General features: G+C 63.8%; 17 protein-coding genes. 10 read left to right on the top strand and 7 right to left on the bottom strand.

Annotated features, from left to right (window positions below):
* The first annotated feature begins 16 nt into the window (after positions 1 to 16).
* A complete protein-coding gene (locus BHK69_RS02715) occupies positions 17 to 346 on the top strand; it encodes an SMR family transporter (RefSeq protein WP_069688764.1) in 330 nt (109 codons plus the stop codon).
* Here the strand turns inward: BHK69_RS02715 and BHK69_RS02710 are convergent.
* Complete coding sequence (locus tag BHK69_RS02710) at positions 315 to 1,652, bottom strand: MFS transporter (protein ID WP_069688763.1); 1,338 nt, start codon at positions 1,650 to 1,652, stop codon at positions 315 to 317. The genes BHK69_RS02715 and BHK69_RS02710 overlap by 32 nt on opposite strands.
* Before the next feature lie 194 nt (positions 1,653 to 1,846).
* The gene (locus BHK69_RS02705) at positions 1,847 to 2,737 is read right to left on the bottom strand and encodes a tellurite resistance TerB family protein (RefSeq protein WP_069688762.1); all 891 of its coding nucleotides are present in this window, start codon (positions 2,735 to 2,737) and stop codon (positions 1,847 to 1,849) included.
* A gap of 277 nt (positions 2,738 to 3,014) precedes the next feature.
* On the opposite strand from BHK69_RS02705, the gene BHK69_RS02700 reads away from it, so the two are divergent.
* Positions 3,015 to 4,118 (top strand): IS5 family transposase, encoded by a 1,104-nt coding sequence (locus tag BHK69_RS02700; RefSeq protein WP_069693320.1) that lies wholly within the window; start codon positions 3,015 to 3,017, stop codon positions 4,116 to 4,118.
* 272 nt (positions 4,119 to 4,390) lie between these two features.
* On the opposite strand, the gene BHK69_RS02695 is transcribed toward BHK69_RS02700, so the two are convergent.
* Entirely contained in the window at positions 4,391 to 4,870 is a 480-nt protein-coding gene (locus BHK69_RS02695; protein WP_069688761.1) for an Lrp/AsnC family transcriptional regulator, read from the bottom strand.
* Between the two features lie 117 nt (positions 4,871 to 4,987).
* Between BHK69_RS02695 and hppD the strand changes: the two genes are divergently transcribed.
* Complete coding sequence (gene hppD / locus BHK69_RS02690) at positions 4,988 to 6,124, top strand: 4-hydroxyphenylpyruvate dioxygenase (protein ID WP_069688760.1); 1,137 nt, start codon at positions 4,988 to 4,990, stop codon at positions 6,122 to 6,124.
* A gap of 45 nt (positions 6,125 to 6,169) precedes the next feature.
* On the opposite strand, the gene BHK69_RS02685 is transcribed toward hppD, so the two are convergent.
* Entirely contained in the window at positions 6,170 to 6,511 is a 342-nt protein-coding gene (locus BHK69_RS02685; RefSeq protein WP_069693319.1) for a winged helix-turn-helix transcriptional regulator, read from the bottom strand.
* A gap of 227 nt (positions 6,512 to 6,738) precedes the next feature.
* Between BHK69_RS02685 and BHK69_RS02680 the strand changes: the two genes are divergently transcribed.
* From BHK69_RS02680 to BHK69_RS02670, 3 genes are all read left to right on the top strand, one after another.
* Positions 6,739 to 7,146, top strand: a complete 408-nt coding sequence (locus BHK69_RS02680) for a DoxX family protein (RefSeq protein WP_069688759.1) — start codon at positions 6,739 to 6,741, stop codon at positions 7,144 to 7,146.
* 356 nt (positions 7,147 to 7,502) lie between these two features.
* Positions 7,503 to 8,831 carry a dicarboxylate/amino acid:cation symporter gene (locus BHK69_RS02675; protein ID WP_069688758.1) on the top strand — a complete coding sequence of 443 codons (1,329 nt, stop codon included), beginning with the start codon at positions 7,503 to 7,505 and terminating at the stop codon, positions 8,829 to 8,831.
* An 89-nt stretch (positions 8,832 to 8,920) separates the two neighbouring features.
* On the top strand, positions 8,921 to 9,400 hold the full coding sequence (locus tag BHK69_RS02670; protein ID WP_069688757.1) for a hypothetical protein: 480 nt from the start codon (positions 8,921 to 8,923) through the stop codon (positions 9,398 to 9,400).
* A gap of 41 nt (positions 9,401 to 9,441) precedes the next feature.
* Here the strand turns inward: BHK69_RS02670 and BHK69_RS02665 are convergent, their stop codons facing one another.
* The 3 genes from BHK69_RS02665 to BHK69_RS02655 form a co-directional block, all read right to left on the bottom strand.
* Entirely contained in the window at positions 9,442 to 10,266 is an 825-nt protein-coding gene (locus tag BHK69_RS02665; RefSeq protein ID WP_158516146.1) for an AprI/Inh family metalloprotease inhibitor, read from the bottom strand.
* On the bottom strand, positions 10,251 to 11,222 hold the full coding sequence (locus BHK69_RS02660) for a 2-hydroxyacid dehydrogenase (protein ID WP_069688755.1): 972 nt from the start codon (positions 11,220 to 11,222) through the stop codon (positions 10,251 to 10,253). The genes BHK69_RS02665 and BHK69_RS02660 overlap by 16 nt, the downstream gene beginning before the upstream one ends.
* Before the next feature lie 166 nt (positions 11,223 to 11,388).
* On the bottom strand, positions 11,389 to 12,150 hold the full coding sequence (locus tag BHK69_RS02655; RefSeq protein ID WP_069688754.1) for a FadR/GntR family transcriptional regulator: 762 nt from the start codon (positions 12,148 to 12,150) through the stop codon (positions 11,389 to 11,391).
* A gap of 258 nt (positions 12,151 to 12,408) precedes the next feature.
* Between BHK69_RS02655 and BHK69_RS02650 the strand changes: the two genes are divergently transcribed.
* The 4 genes from BHK69_RS02650 to BHK69_RS02635 all read left to right on the top strand — a co-directional run bounded on the left by BHK69_RS02650 (position 12,409) and on the right by BHK69_RS02635 (position 16,925).
* Positions 12,409 to 13,464, top strand: coding sequence for an ABC transporter ATP-binding protein (locus BHK69_RS02650; protein WP_069688753.1), 1,056 nt, complete (start codon positions 12,409 to 12,411; stop codon positions 13,462 to 13,464).
* A gap of 172 nt (positions 13,465 to 13,636) precedes the next feature.
* Complete coding sequence (locus BHK69_RS02645; protein WP_425285544.1) at positions 13,637 to 14,944, top strand: ABC transporter substrate-binding protein; 1,308 nt, start codon at positions 13,637 to 13,639, stop codon at positions 14,942 to 14,944.
* Positions 14,945 to 15,070: 126 nt separating this feature from the next.
* Positions 15,071 to 16,033: a carbohydrate ABC transporter permease gene (locus BHK69_RS02640; RefSeq protein ID WP_069688752.1), complete on the top strand. Its 963-nt coding sequence runs from the start codon at positions 15,071 to 15,073 to the stop codon at positions 16,031 to 16,033.
* Entirely contained in the window at positions 16,026 to 16,925 is a 900-nt protein-coding gene (locus BHK69_RS02635; protein WP_069688751.1) for a carbohydrate ABC transporter permease, read from the top strand. The genes BHK69_RS02640 and BHK69_RS02635 overlap by 8 nt, the downstream gene beginning before the upstream one ends.
* The last annotated feature ends 127 nt before the right edge of the window (positions 16,926 to 17,052 follow it).

Genomic DNA, 17,052 nt, shown 5'->3' with positions numbered 1-17,052 from the left:
CCGGGAGCCTGGCCGCATGAGCTATCTTTATCTCGCGATCGCCATCATCAGCGAGGTCATCGGCACCTCGGCGCTGAAGGCGTCAAACGAGTTCACGCGGCTCGTGCCCTCGCTGATCACCGTGATCGCCTTCGCGAGCGCGTTCTACTTCCTGTCGCTGACCTTGCGCACGATCCCGGTCGGCATCGCCTATGCGATCTGGTCCGGCGTCGGCATCGTGCTGATCAGCCTGATCGCGCTCGTGCTGTTTGGCCAGAAGCTCGATGCCCCGGCGATGATCGGCATGGTCATGATCGTCGCCGGGGTGATCGTCATCAACCTGTTCTCGGAATCCGCGGCCCACTGAGCCGCCTGACGCGCCCGGGTACCAGCCGCACCTTCCGCGGCGCCGCCAGCCAGATCGCCGCCGCCGAGACGAGGCAGCAGGCGATCGCCAGCAGGAAGGCCAGGCGATAGCTGCCGGTCGCATCGTGGATCGTGCCGGCCAGCCAGGGCCCGGCCGCGCCGCCACCGAGCAGTGCCACCGTGACTGTCCCGAAGATCGCCCCGAAATGTGGCCCTTCGAAAATCTCGAAGACGATCGCGCCCATCACCGAGGCGAGTGCGTAACCCAGGAAACCCTGCGCGATCACCATCACATAGAGCAGGACGGGCGACGGCCTGTGCTCCAGCGCGATCAGCGCGGCATAGCAGATGGCGAAGCCGAGGCAGCCCACCATCCAGATCCATTCGCGGCCGATGCGATCCGACAGCGCGCCGAAACCGATCTGGCCGGGGATGGCGGCGGCGCTGACCAGTCCGAGCGCCCAGGCGGCCGTGAGTGGGCTGAAGCCGACCTCGATCAGGTATTTGGTCTGGTGGACCTGCACGGCATACCAGGCAACCAATGCGCAGAAATAGCCGAGCATGATCCACCAGAGGCGGCCGGTGCGCAGTGCCCGCGCCAGCGTCCATTCGATGGCGACCCAGGCCGGATCGGCCACCGCTGCCGCACGCTGTGCCGCGCCAGTGCCGGCTGAGCCCGTCTCGCCATCCGGCAGCAGGCCGAGATCCTGCGGCCGTCGCCGAACGAGCAGGTTGAGCGGGCCGAGGACCAGCAGCACGATCAGTCCCATGACCCAGCAGGCGGCGCGCCAGCCCTCCCGGCTGATGATCGATTGCAGCCAGGGCAGCAGCAGCACCGCACCGACGCCGACGCCGGAAAAGGCGATGCTGATCGCAAAGGCCCGGCGGCGCACGAACCAGTTCGGCAGGAACAGCGACTGTGCCGAAAAGCTCATCAGATTGGCGCCGCAGCCGACCAGGACACCGAGCGTCAGGTAGAGGTGCCAGGCCGCCCCGATCGCCGGCGCGATCAGCAGACCCGCTGCCAGCATCGCCACGCCCGTCTCGATCACGACGCGCGGGCCATGCTTGTCCATGACGCGGCCGACGAATGTACTGGTCGCGGCCGAAAGCAGGAAGCCAAACGAGAAGGCTCCCGAAGCCAGCCCGCGATCCCAGCCGAACTCATCGATCAGCGGCGGCAGCAGCAGCGAGAACGCCGTGCGCGCGCTGACGGCGACCGCCATGGTGACGAAGGCGATGCCGATGACCACCCAGCCATAGTAGAATGGCAGGCGCGCCGACCAGTGCGAGGATGGTGATTGCATCCCTATCCGTCGGCCGGGCACGCCGGGCGGTCAATCCGTGCTCGGCGCACCCCAGGTCTGCGCCGGCGGCTAGAGCCGGATGATGTCAAACGGGATCACTTGGTGATCCCATTCGACATCTGAATCCGTCTCTCATCGAAAAGATCGAGCAGGATTGATGCGAAAAACCGGTTCCCACTTTTTCGCATCCCGCTCTAGACCTTCGCGGCGCTCGCCGCCGCGTCGATATTCGCGACGAGCTCGGCGTCGAGCCCGAGCGAGCCCGCGAGCCCGGCGAGGAAGTCCTTCTCCTTGGCCGTGTCGGGATTGATGGCGATGCGCGCCGCCGTATAGATCTGCGCCGCCAATTCGGGGCTGGTTGCGCCTTCGACCAAGGTGTCGACCGAGGCCGGATGCGCCATCTCATTGGCCAGCCACTCATTGGCCTCGGGATCGAAGCCGGCTTCGCGCAGGCCGCCGAGGATGCTCTTGCGCTCGTCTTCGTCGATCGCCCCGTCGGCGGCTGCCGCGGCGATCATCGCGCGAATGAAGATCAGCGCCGTCGCCTCGTTCGCCGCTGCGGGCTCGAAGCCGGTGCCGGCAGGAGCCGGCTGGACCGGCTCCTGCGTGTCGAGCAGCGGCTTGCCCGCCTGATGATTCTGATAGGCCTTGTAGGCCAGCCCGCCGATCAGCGCGAGGCCGCCCAGCTTGGCGGCCGAGCCGACGACGGCCCGCCCCGCCGAGGAGCCGAAGACCAGCGCGCCGAGCCCGCCGAGTACAGCCGTTGCCATCGCCGGGTTCTTGTCGAACATGCCCTTGGCCTGGGCCAGAATGTCCTGCGGCGTACGCCCGCCAGTGACCTGGCCGAGCGCATCATTGGCCTTCTGCTGGACGCCGGTTTGGCGGGCGGCATCGCCGACACCTTGCGTCGCCTGACCTAGAATCTGGCCGGCCATGCCGGCAAGTCCGCCAACGCCACCGGCTTTCTGCGCCTGTTCCGCCAGTCCGCCGAGCACTGCGCCGAGGCCTCCCGATTGTCCGCCTGACTTGCCGGCCTGGCTGCCGGCGCTGACCAGGGCATCGAGAAGCGATTTGGCGTTGAACATCGAGCGGTCTCCAGATTCCGTGATTGTGGTAGCCTGCACCTAAGTGTCATCCTGTACAATCTCCAGGTCAGACCTGCGAAAATGTGATGACGCGTCGAGAGCAATTTCCGATCTATTTGGACCGTTCAATCCCTCTACGTCGTTGTTCTAACGCGTTTTCTTCGCTGGAACCGGTACCCGCTTAGCTCGAAGCGCTCTAGCAGGCTGCTGCAGAAGTCTCTGGCGGGATCGTCTTGGAGATGATTCATTCTGTCTGAGGCAGATGCGGGGTCTTGCGATGCGGGGACGTGAGGATCGGTCGGATAGCCTGTTCAGCTACATCCGGCTGGAAGAGCGGGTTCCTGCGGATCATCCGCTGCGAGCGATCCGGGCTTTGGCGGACGAGGTTCTGGCGGGTCTGAACGGTCGCTTCGAGACGCTGTATTCGCAGATGGGTCGGCCCTCGATCCCACCGGAGATGCTGCTGCGCGCGACGCTGCTGCAGGCGTTCTTCTCGGTTCGCTCCGAGCGGATGCTGATGGAGCAGATCGACTACAATCTGCTGTTCCGGTGGTTCGTCGGGCTTGAGATGGATGCCGCGGTCTGGCACCCGACGGTGTTCACGCACAACCGCGACCGGCTTCTGGAAGCGGATGTGGCCCACGCCTTCCTGTCGGGGCTGCTGGCTTTGCGTCAGGTGAAGCAGCTCCTGTCGAGCGACCACTTCTCCGTCGATGGCACGCTGATCGATGCCTGGGCCTCGATGAAGAGCTTCCGGCGCAAGGACGGCTCGGACGAGCCGCCTGGGCCTGGCCGCAACGGCGAGCGCAACTTCCGCAAGGAAAAGCGCTCGAATGTAACCCATGCCTCGACCACCGATCCCGATGCCCGGCTCTATCGCAAGAGCGACGGGCACGAGAGCCGGCTGTGCTTCATAGGCCATGCGCTGATGGAGAACCGCCATGGCCTCGTGGTGGACGCGACGCTGACCCACGCCACCGGCACGGCCGAGCGCGAGGCAACGCTTGCGATGCTCGACCGGCGCGAAAGCCGACATCGGATCACGTTGGGAGCCGACAAGGCCTACGATGTCGAGGCCTTCGTGGGCGACCTGCGGGCGCGCCAGGTGACGCCGCACATCGCCATCAACGGCGCGGTGTCCAAGACCGGCAAGGTGCGCAAGACCGCCATCGACGGCCGCATCACCCGCCATCCCGGCTACGCGATCAGCCAGCGTTGCCGCAAGCGCATCGAGGAGGTCTTCGGCTGGATCAAGACCCAGGCCGGGCTGGCCAAGGTCAAGGTCCGGTCCCGGACCAAGGCCGAGGCGGTCTTCACCTTCGCAGTTGCCGCCTACAACCTCGTCCGCATCCCCAAGCTTCTAGCCCAGGCGACCGCATGAAGGGCAGCGCCAAGCGGACCAAGCCACGCTCCGGCAGCAGCATCCACCAGAAGACAAGCCGCCGACGCTTCCCAGCTGCGCCAGTCGCTGCCAAAACAGCAAAGACCATCTAAACCAAGAGCCAGAACAGACTTCTTCAGCAGCCTGCTAGAGCCGGATGATTTCAGATGGAATCACGGAGTGATCCCATCTGAAATCTGAATCCGTCTCTCATCAAAGAGTTAGAGCAGGATCGGTGCGAAAAACCGGTTCCCACTTTTTCGCATCCTGCTCTAGGGTCCCGCCAACGGCAGCAGGCCCGGTTCCTTCAACGTTTCCAGCGCGATTTCGGAGCGTACGCGCGCCACGCTCTCATGCGGCATCAGGATCTCGTTGATGAAGCGCGACAGCTCCTTGAGGTCGCCGACTGCGACCTTGAGCAGGTAATCGGCTTCCCCCGTCAGGGCATGGGCCTCGAGGATCGCCGGCGTCAGCCGGACCAGATCGCGGAAGCGCCGCGCATTGTCGCGTGAATGCGTGTTGAGCGCGACATGGATGAAGACGGTGATGCCGAGCCCGATGGCTGAGGGCTCGATCAAGGCGCGGTAGCCGCGGATCGTGCCGTCCTGCTCCAGCCGCTGGCGGCGCCGCGAGATCTGGCTCGCGGAGAGGCCGACCTTCTCGGCCAGGGCGCCGTTGGTCAACGATGCGTCCTGCTGGAGCGCGTCGAGCAGGCGCCAGTCGAAGCTGTCGAGATTGGGCGATATTTGCATGATACTCCTCTGATGCGCGCATCCTGTGCGTAATCTGCGGTTATGCAAGCGCTTTTGCACGCTCCGTGCCGCATTCACGCGCGAAGATAATGGCAGGTCACCTGCAGGAGAATATCCATGGGTCCGTTTCCGTTCGACGCCGCCCCGCCCGCCATTTCCGAGGCCAATCCGATGGGAACGGATGGCTTCGAATTCGTCGAATACGCCCATCCCGAGCCGGAGAAGCTGGGTGAGCTGTTCGAGAAGATGGGGTTCACGCGGGTGGCGCAGCACCGCTCCAAGAAAGTGACGCTCTACCGTCAGGGCGACGTCAATTTCGTCGTCAATGCCGAACCGAATTCATTCGCCCAGGGCTTTGCGGTCGAGCACGGCCCTTGCGCCTGCGCCATGGCCTTCCGCGTCGTCGACGCCAAGCATGCCTTCGAGCGCGCGGTCTCGCTCGGCGCCGAGCCCTATGAGAGCAGGATCGGCCCCGGCGAGCTGGCGATCCCGGCGGTGAAGGGCATCGGCGGCTCGATCCTCTATTTCGTCGATCGCTATGGCGAGAAGGGGTCGATCTGGGATGTCGATTTCGAGTGGACGGCTGAGCGCGATCCCCATCCCGAGCAGGCCGGGCTGTATTACCTCGACCACCTCACCCACAACGTCCATCGTGGGCGCATGGATCATTGGGCCGGCTGGTACGGCAAGCTGTTCAATTTCCGCGAGATCCGCTTCTTCAACATCGAAGGCAAACTGACCGGGCTGATCTCGCGGGCGCTGACTTCTCCCTGCGGCAAGATCCGCATCCCGATCAACGAGTCGCTCGACGACAAGAGCCAGATCGAGGAGTACCTGCGCCAGTACAAGGGCGAAGGCATCCAGCATGTCGCGATGGGCGCGCGCGACATCTACGCCACCGTCGAACAGCTGCGCCGCAACGCGCTGCCCTTCATGCCGGCTCCGCCCGAGACCTATTACGAGAAGGTCGATGCGCGCGTGCCGAACCATGGCGAGCCGGTTGAGCGGCTGAAAGCCACCGGCATCCTGATCGATGGCGAGGGCGCAGTCGCTCTCGGCGAGAAGGCGGGCCGTATGAGCAAGGTCCTGCTGCAGATCTTCTCCGGCACGGTGCTCGGGCCGATCTTCTTCGAGTTCATCCAGCGCAAGGGCGATGACGGCTTCGGCGAAGGCAATTTCCGCGCTTTGTTCGAATCGATCGAGGAGGATCAGATCCGGCGCGGCGTTCTCACCGCTCCGCAGGCGGCGGAATGAAGGGCGGCAAAGCTGCGCCCTCTCCTTTGGAACGCAGCTTTCCGTTCAGGGCCTCCGGCGGCGCGGGCGCGCCAGCCCGTCATGCGGCTCGGCCTCGGCTGCTGCGGGATGCAGCATGATCGCATGCGTCTGCGACCAGCGCTGGATCTCCTCGAAAACCGGCCGCAGATCGAAAGCGGCTCGGGTGAGTTCGTATTCCACGCGCGGCGGCACCTCGGCATAGAGCGTGCGCTTGACGAGGCCGTGCTTCTCCAGGTCACGTAGCTGCGTGGTCAGCATATGCTGGGTGATGCCGGGGATTGCCCGGCGCAATTCGCCGAAGCGCAAGGTGCCCTGGGTGAGTTGCCAGAGGATCTCGCCCTTCCATTTGCCGGTCAGGATGCGCATCGCCGCCTGAAATTGCCGGACTGGCGGCGCGCCGGCGCAGGCATTTGAATCCGTGTCGGATTCGGCGCTGTCGATCAGATCTGGGATCTCAATAGTCTTGTTTTTCATACTACGTTACAAAAACCATCCTTCTTGTGTTTTCAATCCTAGATCCGAATTGTGAGTGAAGGAAGTGGCCGGTCAAGGGCTGCTTCCCTTCCGTTTTCACCTCTATTCGGCAGGAACTCATGTCACTCACTCATGTTGAGACGGTGCCGCGCTGGCGGCGGATCGGTCTATGGAGCCTGAAGGTTCTGCTCGCGGCAGTTTTCTTCGCGGCTGGCGGCGCCAAGCTCGCAGGCGTGCCGATGATGGTCGAGAGTTTCGAGCATCTCGGGCTGGGCCAGTGGTTCCGCTATGTCACCGGGACGCTCGAGGTGATCGGCGCTGTCATGATCCTGCTTCCGGCCTTCGCGGCTTTCGGCGGGGCGCTTCTCGCGACCATCATGGTCGGCGCCATCCTGGCCCATCTCTTCGCCATCCCGGGCTCGCCGATCCCGGCGATCGTGCTGTTTGCCCTCAGCGGGCTCATCGTGTTCGCGCATCGCGACCAGATTGAAAGCCTCACCCGCCGGATTTTCGACGATCACGATTGAGACATCGCGGCCAGAGCAGGATGCGAAAAGTGGGAACCGGTTCTCACATTGATCCGTCTCTAGAGCCCGCGGCGGCCTTCATCCTCATAGTCCCTAACAACCTCCAGAGATCAGCATGATACGATTTACGATCGCGGCGCTGGCGCTGCTTGCGCTCTCCGCCTGCCACACGACCGAACTCGGCCGTCAGGTCGGCTGGCCCGAGCCCCAGCGCATATCGCAATGACAGCGGGCGGCGGCGCAGGCCGCCGCGCGAGCAGCCAGGCGGTGTCGCTGGGGTATCTTGTCGTCCCGCAGAAATCGGCGTAGCGGCTGTCGAGATGCACCGGAACAGGTGCGCGCCCGGAGGGACGGTCATGGCAACGGCGACGGCGGAGCTCACTCGCGGCCATCAAGGTCCCTGGTGGACCCATCTTTACGTGCAGGTTCTGACGGCGATCACGATCGGCGTCCTGCTCGGGCATTTCTACCCGCAGACCGGCGAGGCGATGAAGCCGCTCGGCGACGCCTTCATCAAGGCGATCAAGATGATCATCGCGCCGATCATCTTCCTCACGGTCGTCCATGGCGTCGCATCGATGGACGACATGAAGAAGGTCGGCCGGGTCGGCCTCAAGGCGCTATTCTATTTCGAGCTGGTCACGACGCTGGCGCTCGTCGTCGGCCTCGTCGTGATCAATCTCTGGAAGCCGGGCGTCGGCATGAATGTCGACGTCAACACGATCAACACTTCGGGCATCGCCGCTTTCACGGCCAAGGCGCACGACCAGAGCACTGTCGCCTTCCTGATGGCGATCATCCCCGACACGGTGGTCGGCGCCTTCGCCAATGGTGAAATCCTGCAGGTTCTGTTCTTCGCGCTGCTCTTCGCCTTCGGCCTGCAGATGATCGGCGAGCGCGGCAAGCCGGTGCTGAAATTCGTCGACGACATCTCCCACGTCTTCTTCAAGATCGTCGGCATCATCATGAAGGCGGCGCCGATCGGCGCCTTTGGCGCGATGGCCTACACCATCGGCAAGTTCGGCGTCGGCACGCTGGTCTCGCTCGGCAGCTTCATGGCGGCTTTCTACACTACCTGCCTGCTCTTCATCTTCCTGGTGCTGGGTACGATCGCGCGGCTGCACGGCTTCTCGATCGTGAAGTTCATCGCCTACATCAAGGAAGAGCTCCTGATCGTGCTCGGCACCTCCTCGTCCGAGAGCGTGCTGCCGCGCATGATCGCCAAGATGAGCCATCTCGGCTGCAAGGAGAGCGTCGTCGGCCTCGTCATCCCGACCGGCTATTCCTTCAATCTCGACGGCACCTGCATCTATCTGACCATGGCTGCGATCTTCCTGGCGCAGGCGACCAATATCGACCTGACGCTTTCGCAGGAGATCGGCATCATCGCCGTGCTGCTGCTGACCTCGAAGGGCGCGGCCGGCGTCACCGGCTCGGGCTTCATCGTGCTGGCGGCGACGCTGGCCTCGGTCGGCCATATCCCTGTGGCCTCGATCGCGCTGATCCTCGGTATCGACCGTTTCATGTCGGAGGCGCGCGCGCTGACCAATCTGATCGGCAACGGCGTCGCCACCATCGTGGTCTCGAAATGGGAGAATGCGCTCGACGAGAAGCGCATGCACGCGATCCTGGACAAGGAGACCGGGTTCGATGCCGAGGGCGAGCCGGCGCAAACTGCGGTCTGAGATACGCAGAGGAGCACCCACGCAGGCTCGTATTCAGCCGGCGCGCGTTCTGCTACTATTTGGGCGCGATGTGTTTGGAGTGAACAGCCATGCCGCGCCTCAAGGTCCTGAGCAGAGAAACGTCGACGATCCAGATCATATACCTCATCGACCAGGCTGTCGGTCGGGGGGCCCCCAACAGGCGGAGCGACGTCCTGCTCGTCCAGTTCTTCATCCGGCTGCTTCAGGATCAGCCGCAGAAGTTCGACGGCGAACAGTACAATTTCATTCCGGGCAGCGGCAGACAACTCAACATCGACGGCATCTGCGGCGAAGAGACGATTCGACATATCGCCCATTTCAAGCAGGAACACGATAAAGCGGGCGCGGCCGGCGAGCAGGGGATGCTGAAGGATCTGCGCATCGACCCGATGTTGACGTCGAGCCCCTTCGGCGTTCGGACCGGGCACGTCCTTTCGATCCTGAGATTGAATCAGGACGTGGCGGCATCGATTGGCGCCGAGCGCTTTCGGAAGCTCTATGCCGAGCGGCTTTTTCCCCAGGAACTGAAGAACGAATTCTTCATCTGAGCGCTAGAGCAATGCTCTAAGCTTTTAGAATGCGACGTGATCTAGGGCAGCTTGCGCAGCATCAAGGGTGCGCCGACGGCAGGATCCTTGCGCCATTGTCCGTTCTCGAAGACGAGATCGAGGCTATGGCCCTTGCGCGCGACCAAACTGAGCCGACCCGCCGTATAGCGCCAGCCGGCGGGATCCAAGATCGTCAATCCGGTATCCTGGCACGGCCCTTCCAAAGCGGCAGGGGCGCGGTCCAGCGGGCCGGGCGTCAGGACGAGCTTGCAGGCTTCGCGGTTCTGCTGACGCATCACAGAATAGCGGCCGGGCAAGGTGTCGGCGGCAGGCGCACGCGCCGGATCGATAGCGGTCGGCCGCTGGGCTGCGAGCGCGGCTGACTCGGCCGGGTTCGACGGGGCGCGGCGCGCCGCGCGCGGGTAACCCTTCGGGTCGAGCCAATATTGCTGCCCGTCCGCCGCTTTGCCCTGCAGCCCGGCCTCAGTACCTGCCCGGCCGAAGGCGAGCACGGTCTTGCCGGAGCTGTCGTCGAGGCGCGGGGCGCCCTCGGGCGTGACGGTCCAGGCGGCGACCTGGTCGAGCAGCGGGAGCGCCCGGCGGCAGGTCGCGGGAAAGCGTACCTGCCGGCCACTGCCGGCAGGCTCAACGCCGAGCGTGATGGTGCATTTGCGGGATGCGCCGACCCGTTCGAGATCCCAGGCGCCGAGCAGCGGGCGAAGGCTGTCGGGCGCCTTATCGGCGCCGCGCGGCGGTACGGGGGTCTGGGCGTGGGCGGCGCCTGCGAGCGCGATCAGGCCTGCCGCAAGCAATGGCAGGCGACGTACCCCAGGAGGTTTGCGCTGCAATCTCAGGCTTTCGTCCATGGCGTCTCGGGAACCGGGGTGAGGGGGCCCTTGCCATCGAACCATGAAAACAGATTATCGACCACAAGCTGGCCCATCTGCTCGCGGGTGTGGACCGAGGCCGAGCCGACATGAGGCAAGAGCACGGCATGTTCGATCGCGATGAGCTCTGCCGGCACGCGCGGCTCGTCCTCGAAGACGTCGAGGCCGGCGGAGAGGATCGTCTTGTTTTGCAGCGCCTCGATCAGCGCCTTCTCGTCGATGACCGTGCCGCGCCCGACATTGACGACGATGCCGTTGGGGCCGAGCGCCTTGAAGACCTCGGCATTGATGATGTGATGGGTCGAGGCGCCGCCGGGCGCGACCGAGACCAGCGTGTCGACATCCGCCGCCATCTCGACCAGCGAGGGGTAGTAGCGATAGGGCACATCGGCCTGGCGCGAGCGGCCGTGATAGGCGATCGGCACGCCGAAGGCCTCGAGCCGGTGCGCGACCGCCTTGCCGATGCGGCCGAGGCCGACGATGCCGATCGAGCGTTTGCGCAGCGAGGTCGTCAGCGGATAGGCGCCTTTCAGCCATTTGCCTTCGCGCAGATAGCGGTCGACCTGCGGCAATTGCCGGATCGTCGAGAGCAGCAGGCCGATGGTCAGATCGGCGACCTCGTCGGAGAGCACATCGGGAGTGTTGGAGACGACGAGGCCGCGTTTGCCGGCCTCCGTCGCGTCGACATTGTCGTAGCCGACGCCGAAATTCGCGATCATCTCCAGCTTGGGCAGGGCGTCGAACAGCGCGCCGTCGATCCTGATATGGCCGCCGCCGGCGATGCCGCGCACCCGCTCGCCGACCTCACGCAGGAAAGCGGCCTTGTCCTCGGCCTTCCAGAGTTCGTGCACGGTGAAGCGCGCCTTCAACTGGTCGGCGGCATAGGCCATCAGCGGGCCCGTCATGATGATCTCGGTTGCGTTGGGCCGTGTCATGGCGTGCGTTTCCATCGTCTGGGGGAGAATGGGAGAAAACTTGATTCGGCGAATCTGAATCGATTAGATTGCTGCGTCGAGCACTTCCGCGCGCAACCGCCGCTCATCTCTACACGCCTCGCGATGCGGGAAAAGCGCCTATGGGCGCATATGTAGTATGATTTATTCACGCGATTTTGTGGGTTAGCGCACTGCTATTCGGCCCCAGAAAGGCCAGCGTCGAGTTCAGGGCGTCGATCACCAGCGCCGTCATACGCGAGGCCGCAAGGTCACCGTCGCGCTGTATCACAGCCTCCAGCACCCGCTCATGATCGACGAGCGATTCGACGAAGAAGTTGCGGTCATCGGCCGATTTGAGCAGCAGCGTCCACTGAATCGCCGCGGTGACGACGCTCGTCAGGCATTGCAGGGCGGAGTTCTGCGTCGCGGCAAAAATCGCCTCGTGAAAGGCGAGATCGGCCCGGATCGTCGCCTCGGCATAGGGCGGGTTGTCGGTCATGCCGCGATAGGCGGCCTCGATGCGCGCAAGGTCGGCAGGCGAGCGGCGGATCGCGGCAAGCCGCGCGGCGCTCGGCTCGACGAAACGGCGCAACTCGAAGAGATCGCGGATGAATTTCTCGTTCGGATCGGCCTTGAAATGCCAGGACAGGACATCGGGGTCGAGCAGGTTCCAGCTGTCGCGAGGCGCGACGCGGGTACCGCTTTTCGGCCGGGACTCGACCAGCCCCTTGGCGGTGAGCACCTTGACCGCCTCGCGATAGGCGGTGCGCGAGACCGAGATCTCGGAGCGCAAGGCGTCCTCATTGGGCAGGAGTTCGCCGGCTTTGAAGGTTCCGGAGATGATGGCGACAGCGAGTTTCTGCGCGACCTGCCCGAACAGGCGGTCGGCGTTCAAGGTCGTCGGCCGCGAAAAATCGCGCACCCGCATCGTCTTGGCGTTCCTTCCGCATTGCAACAAAACACGCCGGGAAACCCGGCGCCTTCACTGCGCGCCCGGCGCTTGACACGCCTGTCCGTATCGTATGACTTTATCGCAGATGAAATTGGACGCAACAGGCGTGGCCTGGACTGCGGCCATTGGCATCGATCGGTCACAAGAAGCCGATAGAGCAAGCGGCACGGAACGCTCGGGCCTCGGCCCGGACGCACCATGTCCTCGGGGAAGCAAGTCCAAAGGAAGGCTCACATGGCCTCAGTCCAGATTGCCGACGTGCGCAAGGCCTATGGCTCGACGCAAGTCATCCATGGCGTCGACATCGACATCAGCGACGGCGAATTCGTCATCCTGGTCGGCCCGTCCGGCTGCGGAAAGTCCACTCTGCTGCGCATGATCGCCGGCCTTGAGAACATTTCCGGCGGCGAAATCCGCATCGGCCCGCGCGTCGTCAACGACGTGCCGCCGAAAGAGCGCGATATCGCCATGGTGTTCCAGAATTATGCGCTCTATCCGCATATGACGGTGGCCGACAACATGGCCTTCTCGATGAAGCTGCGCAAAGCCCCGAAGGCCGAGATCGACGAGCGCGTCGGCAAGGCAGCGGGGATTCTCGGGCTCGACAAATTGCTCGACCGCTATCCGCGCCAGCTCTCGGGCGGCCAGCGCCAGCGCGTCGCCATGGGCCGCGCCATCGTGCGCGATCCGCAGGTCTTCCTGTTCGACGAGCCGCTCTCCAATCTCGACGCCAAGCTGCGCGTGCAGATGCGCACCGAGATCAAGGAGCTGCATCAGCGCCTGAAGACCACCACGGTCTACGTCACCCATGACCAGATCGAGGCCATGACCATGGCCGACAAGATCGTCGTGATGCATGACGGCATCGTCGAGCAGATGGGCGCCCCGCTCGATCTCTACGACAAGCCCAACAACCTCTTCGTCGCTGCCTTCATCGGCTCGCCTTCGATGAATCTGCTGAAGGGCACGATCAAGCCCGAGGGCTTCGTGACCGAAGGCGGTGTCACCTGGCCGATCGGCAAGCACCCGGCCGATTCGAACGGCAAGGCTGCGGTCTATGGTATCCGGCCCGAGCATTTCCGGCTTGATCCCAACGGCCTGAAGGCCGAGGTCGTGGTCATCGAGCCGACCGGCTCGGAGACGCAGGTGGTGGTGCGTTGTGGCGGCCAGGAGATGACCTGCGTCTTCCGCGAGCGGATCGATGCGAAGCCCGGCGAGAATATCGGCATCACGCCCGACACCAATGTGACGCATCTCTTCGATGCGGCGACAGGCAAGCGGATCGACTGAGACCGGCTTCGCGAAGCTGGCAGCAAGCAGTCCACGCGATCAGGAGAGACCACGATACGACATCAAGCCCGGCAGCTCGTTCCCTTGTGAACGGGCCGGGCTGACAGGCAAACCGGATGATCCGGTTCAAGGCGGCCGAAAAAGAGCTGCCGGACCCATATCCCCAGGGAGGATGAACATGAATTTCGATCGTAGATCGCTGATCAAAGGCGGTGCTGCGCTGGGCCTCGGCGCCGGCACGAACCTGCTCGACTATGCCAAGGCCTGGGCGCAGGCCTCGCCGTTCAAGGTGGAGCCGAACGCCAAGATCAACCTGATGCGCTGGAAGCGCTTCGTCGAGGCCGAGGACGTCGAGTTCATGAAGCTCGTCGCGGCTTTCGAGGCGGCGACCGGCTCCAAGATCACCGTCACCAATGAATCCTATGACGACCTGCAGCCCAAAGCCTCGGTCGTGGCCAATACCGGGCAAGGGCTCGATCTGGTCTGGGGTCTTTACTCGCTGCCGCATCTCTTCCCGCAGAAGTGCCTCGATCTCTCGGATGTCTCGAAATATCTCGGCGAGAAGCATGGCGGCTGGTTCCCCTCGGCGGAGGCCTACGGCAAGCTCGGCAACAAATGGATCGGCATTCCGATCGCCGCCAGCGGCGGCCTGGTCAATTACCGCATCTCCTCGATGCAGAAAGCCGGGTTCAAGGAATTCCCCAAGGACACGGCCGGTTTCCTCGAGCTCTGCAAGGCGCTGAAGGCCAACAACACTCCGGCCGGCATGGCGTTCGGCCACGCCTCGGGCGATGCCAACACCTGGATGCATTGGCTGCTCTGGTCTCACGGCGGCTATCTCGTCGACAAGAGCGACAAGGTCATCATCAATTCGCCGGAGACCGCCAAGGCGCTGGAATACGGCAAGGCGCTCTACGACACCTTCCTTCCCGGCACGGCCTCGTGGAACGATTCCTCGAACAACAAGGCTTTCCTCGCCGGCGAGTTGCACACCACCGTCAACGGCATCTCGGTCTATGTCACGGCGAAGAAAGAGAAACCTGAGCTCGCTGCCGATATGGACCACGCCTATATGCCGATCGGGCCGGTGGGCAAGCCGACCGAGCTGCATCTGCCCTTCACGATGCTCGCCTTCCAGTTCACCAAGGTGCCGAACGCCTGCAAGGCCTTCATCGCCTTCATGCTGGATGCGAAGCAGTACAATCCGTGGATCGGCGCGGCGCAGGGTTACCTGTCGCATTTCCTCGGCGAATACGACACCAACCCGGTCTGGACCGCTGATCCCAAGACGACGCCTTACCGCGATGTCGCCAAGCGTACCCTGACGCCTGCGGGCCTGGGCACATTGGGTGAGAAGGCAGCCTCCGCGATCGCCGATTTCATCGTGGTCGACATGTTCGCGAACTATGTGACCGGACGTGAAGACGTGAAGGGCGCCATCGCCGGCGCCGAGCGGCAGGCCAAGCGCATCTACCGCTAAGCCAGGACAATCGCCTGTCACGGCCCGCTCCGGCGGGTTGTGGCAGGCCTCTCCCGGCACATGCTTTCGCATCACAATCCGGCCCGCCTGGCCGGACCCGTTTTTCATCCTGACACCGGAATAGCGATGGCCAATTCAGCAATCGAGATGCCGGCCGGACTGACCAAGGGCAGGAGCGAGCGCTCCGCCTGGCAGAAGCTGTGCAGCAGCCGCAACTGGCTCGGATTCTGGTACATGGTGCCCGCTGCCGGCATCCTGATCCTGTTCCTGGGCTACCCGCTTTTCCTCGGCGTCTGGCTCTCCTTCACCGACACCAAGATCGGCCGCGCCGGCGAGTTCATCGGGCTGGAGAACTATGAGTGGCTCGGCGGTGACAGCGTCTTCTGGATGTCGGTCTTCAACACGCTGCTCTATACGGTGGTCGCCAGCGTCGCGAAGTTCGCGATCGGGCTTTATCTCGCCTTGCTGCTCAACAAGCACCTGCCGTTCAAGGCGTTGATCCGCGCGCTGGTGCTGATCCCCTTCATCGTGCCGACGGTGCTCTCGGCCATCGCCTTCTGGTGGATCTACGATTCGCAGTTCTCGATCATCTCATGGTCGCTGCGGCAGCTCGGCTGGATCGACCACAACATCAACTTCCTCGGCGATCCCTGGAATGCGCGCTGGTCGACGATCTTCGCCAATGTCTGGCGCGGCGTGCCCTTTATCGCGATCACGCTGTTGGCGGGCCTGCAGACCGTCTCGCCCTCGCTCTACGAGGCGGCGACGCTCGACGGCGCCACGAACTGGCAGCGCTTCCGGCACATCACCTATCCGCTGCTGACGCCGATCATCGCGGTGGTGATGACCTTCTCCGTCCTGTTCACCTTCACCGATTTCCAGTTGATCTGGGCGCTGACGCGCGGCGGCCCGGTCAACGCGACCCATCTGATGGCGACCTTGTCCTATCAGCGTGCGATCATCGCCGGGCAACTCGGCGAGGGCGCGGCGATCTCGACGGCGATGATCCCCTTCCTGCTCGCTGCCATCGGCATCGCCTGGTACGGGCTCCAGACACGCAAATGGCAGCAAGGCGGCAGCAATGACTAGCATCGACGCCGGCCACCGCGCCGCCACCCAGGACCATAGCGAGGGGATGGCCTATCTCGAGACGGTGCCGAGCCGCATCGTCACGACCTATATCCCGCTGTTCCTGATCCTCGTCGTGCTGCTGTTCCCGTTCTACTGGATGGCGCTGACGGCGGTGAAGCCCGACAACCAGCTCATCGACATGGACAGGGTCAGCCCGTTCTGGACCTGGACGCCGACCTTCAAGCACATCCACAAGCTGCTGTTCGAGAGCGACTATCCGCGCTGGCTCTGGAACACGATGTTCATCGCCAGCTGCGCGACGTTCATCTCGCTGGTGGCCAGCGTGCTCGCGGCCTATGCGATCGTGCGCCTGCGCTTCAAGGGGGCCCAGACCGTCGGTGCGCTGATCTTCCTGGCCTATCTCGTGCCACCCTCGATCCTGTTCATCCCGCTGGCGACGGTGATCTACAATGTCGGCCTGTTCGACACGCCGCTGGCGCTGATCCTGGTCTATCCGACGATCCTGATCCCGTTCTCGACCTGGCTCCTGATGGGCTATTTCAAGACCATCCCCTTCGAGCTTGAGGAATGCGCCCTGATCGACGGCGCCAATCGCTGGCAGATCCTGACCAAGATCATCCTGCCGCTGGCGGTGCCGGGCCTGATCTCGGCCTTCATCTTCTCGTTCACGCTGTGCTGGAACGAATTCATCTACGCGCTGACCTTCCTGTCCTCGACGCAGAACAAGACGGTGCCGGTGGCGATCGTCAACGAGTTCGTCGATGGCGACATTTATCGCTGGGGCTCGCTGATGGCAGGCGCACTGGCAGGCTCCTTGCCTCTCGTTATCCTCTACGCCTTCTTCGTCGAGCATTACGTGTCGGCGATGACCGGGGCGGTGAAGGAGTGATATTGCTGGGTCTGCGTTGCCCATTGTTCCATCCGCGCCGTCATCCTGGACAAGCGGCCCTCGGGTCCGATCTTCGATCGGCCCAAGGGCAGGCTCCGCGGCGCTGATCCGGGATCCATCGTAAGGA

Origin of the sequence: Bosea vaviloviae (assembly GCF_001741865.1) — a bacterium.
Lineage (GTDB): Bacteria > Pseudomonadota > Alphaproteobacteria > Rhizobiales > Beijerinckiaceae > Allobosea > Allobosea vaviloviae.
This window is presented reverse-complemented; position numbering and strand designations above follow the sequence as displayed.

What these genes read in the sequence shown, in the direction of transcription:
- BHK69_RS02670 (WP_069688757.1), top strand. Translation starts at nt 8,921, where the DNA reads ATGCCGCGCCTCAAGGTCCTGAGCAGAGAAACGTCGACGATCCAGATC.
- BHK69_RS02705 (WP_069688762.1), bottom strand. Translation starts at nt 2,737, where the DNA reads ATGTTCAACGCCAAATCGCTTCTCGATGCCCTGGTCAGCGCCGGCAGC.
- BHK69_RS02655 (WP_069688754.1), bottom strand. Translation starts at nt 12,150, where the DNA reads ATGCGGGTGCGCGATTTTTCGCGGCCGACGACCTTGAACGCCGACCGC.
- BHK69_RS02635 (WP_069688751.1), top strand. Translation starts at nt 16,026, where the DNA reads ATGACTAGCATCGACGCCGGCCACCGCGCCGCCACCCAGGACCATAGC.
- BHK69_RS02660 (WP_069688755.1), bottom strand. Translation starts at nt 11,222, where the DNA reads ATGACACGGCCCAACGCAACCGAGATCATCATGACGGGCCCGCTGATG.
- BHK69_RS02710 (WP_069688763.1), bottom strand. Translation starts at nt 1,652, where the DNA reads ATGCAATCACCATCCTCGCACTGGTCGGCGCGCCTGCCATTCTACTAT.
- BHK69_RS02700 (WP_069693320.1), top strand. Translation starts at nt 3,015, where the DNA reads ATGCGGGGACGTGAGGATCGGTCGGATAGCCTGTTCAGCTACATCCGG.
- BHK69_RS02675 (WP_069688758.1), top strand. Translation starts at nt 7,503, where the DNA reads ATGGCAACGGCGACGGCGGAGCTCACTCGCGGCCATCAAGGTCCCTGG.
- BHK69_RS02645 (WP_425285544.1), top strand. Translation starts at nt 13,637, where the DNA reads ATGAACATGAATTTCGATCGTAGATCGCTGATCAAAGGCGGTGCTGCG.
- BHK69_RS02685 (WP_069693319.1), bottom strand. Translation starts at nt 6,511, where the DNA reads ATGCGCATCCTGACCGGCAAATGGAAGGGCGAGATCCTCTGGCAACTC.
- BHK69_RS02695 (WP_069688761.1), bottom strand. Translation starts at nt 4,870, where the DNA reads ATGCAAATATCGCCCAATCTCGACAGCTTCGACTGGCGCCTGCTCGAC.
- BHK69_RS02680 (WP_069688759.1), top strand. Translation starts at nt 6,739, where the DNA reads ATGTCACTCACTCATGTTGAGACGGTGCCGCGCTGGCGGCGGATCGGT.
- BHK69_RS02650 (WP_069688753.1), top strand. Translation starts at nt 12,409, where the DNA reads ATGGCCTCAGTCCAGATTGCCGACGTGCGCAAGGCCTATGGCTCGACG.
- BHK69_RS02715 (WP_069688764.1), top strand. Translation starts at nt 17, where the DNA reads ATGAGCTATCTTTATCTCGCGATCGCCATCATCAGCGAGGTCATCGGC.
- BHK69_RS02665 (WP_158516146.1), bottom strand. Translation starts at nt 10,266, where the DNA reads ATGGACGAAAGCCTGAGATTGCAGCGCAAACCTCCTGGGGTACGTCGC.
- BHK69_RS02640 (WP_069688752.1), top strand. Translation starts at nt 15,071, where the DNA reads ATGGCCAATTCAGCAATCGAGATGCCGGCCGGACTGACCAAGGGCAGG.
- hppD (WP_069688760.1), top strand. Translation starts at nt 4,988, where the DNA reads ATGGGTCCGTTTCCGTTCGACGCCGCCCCGCCCGCCATTTCCGAGGCC.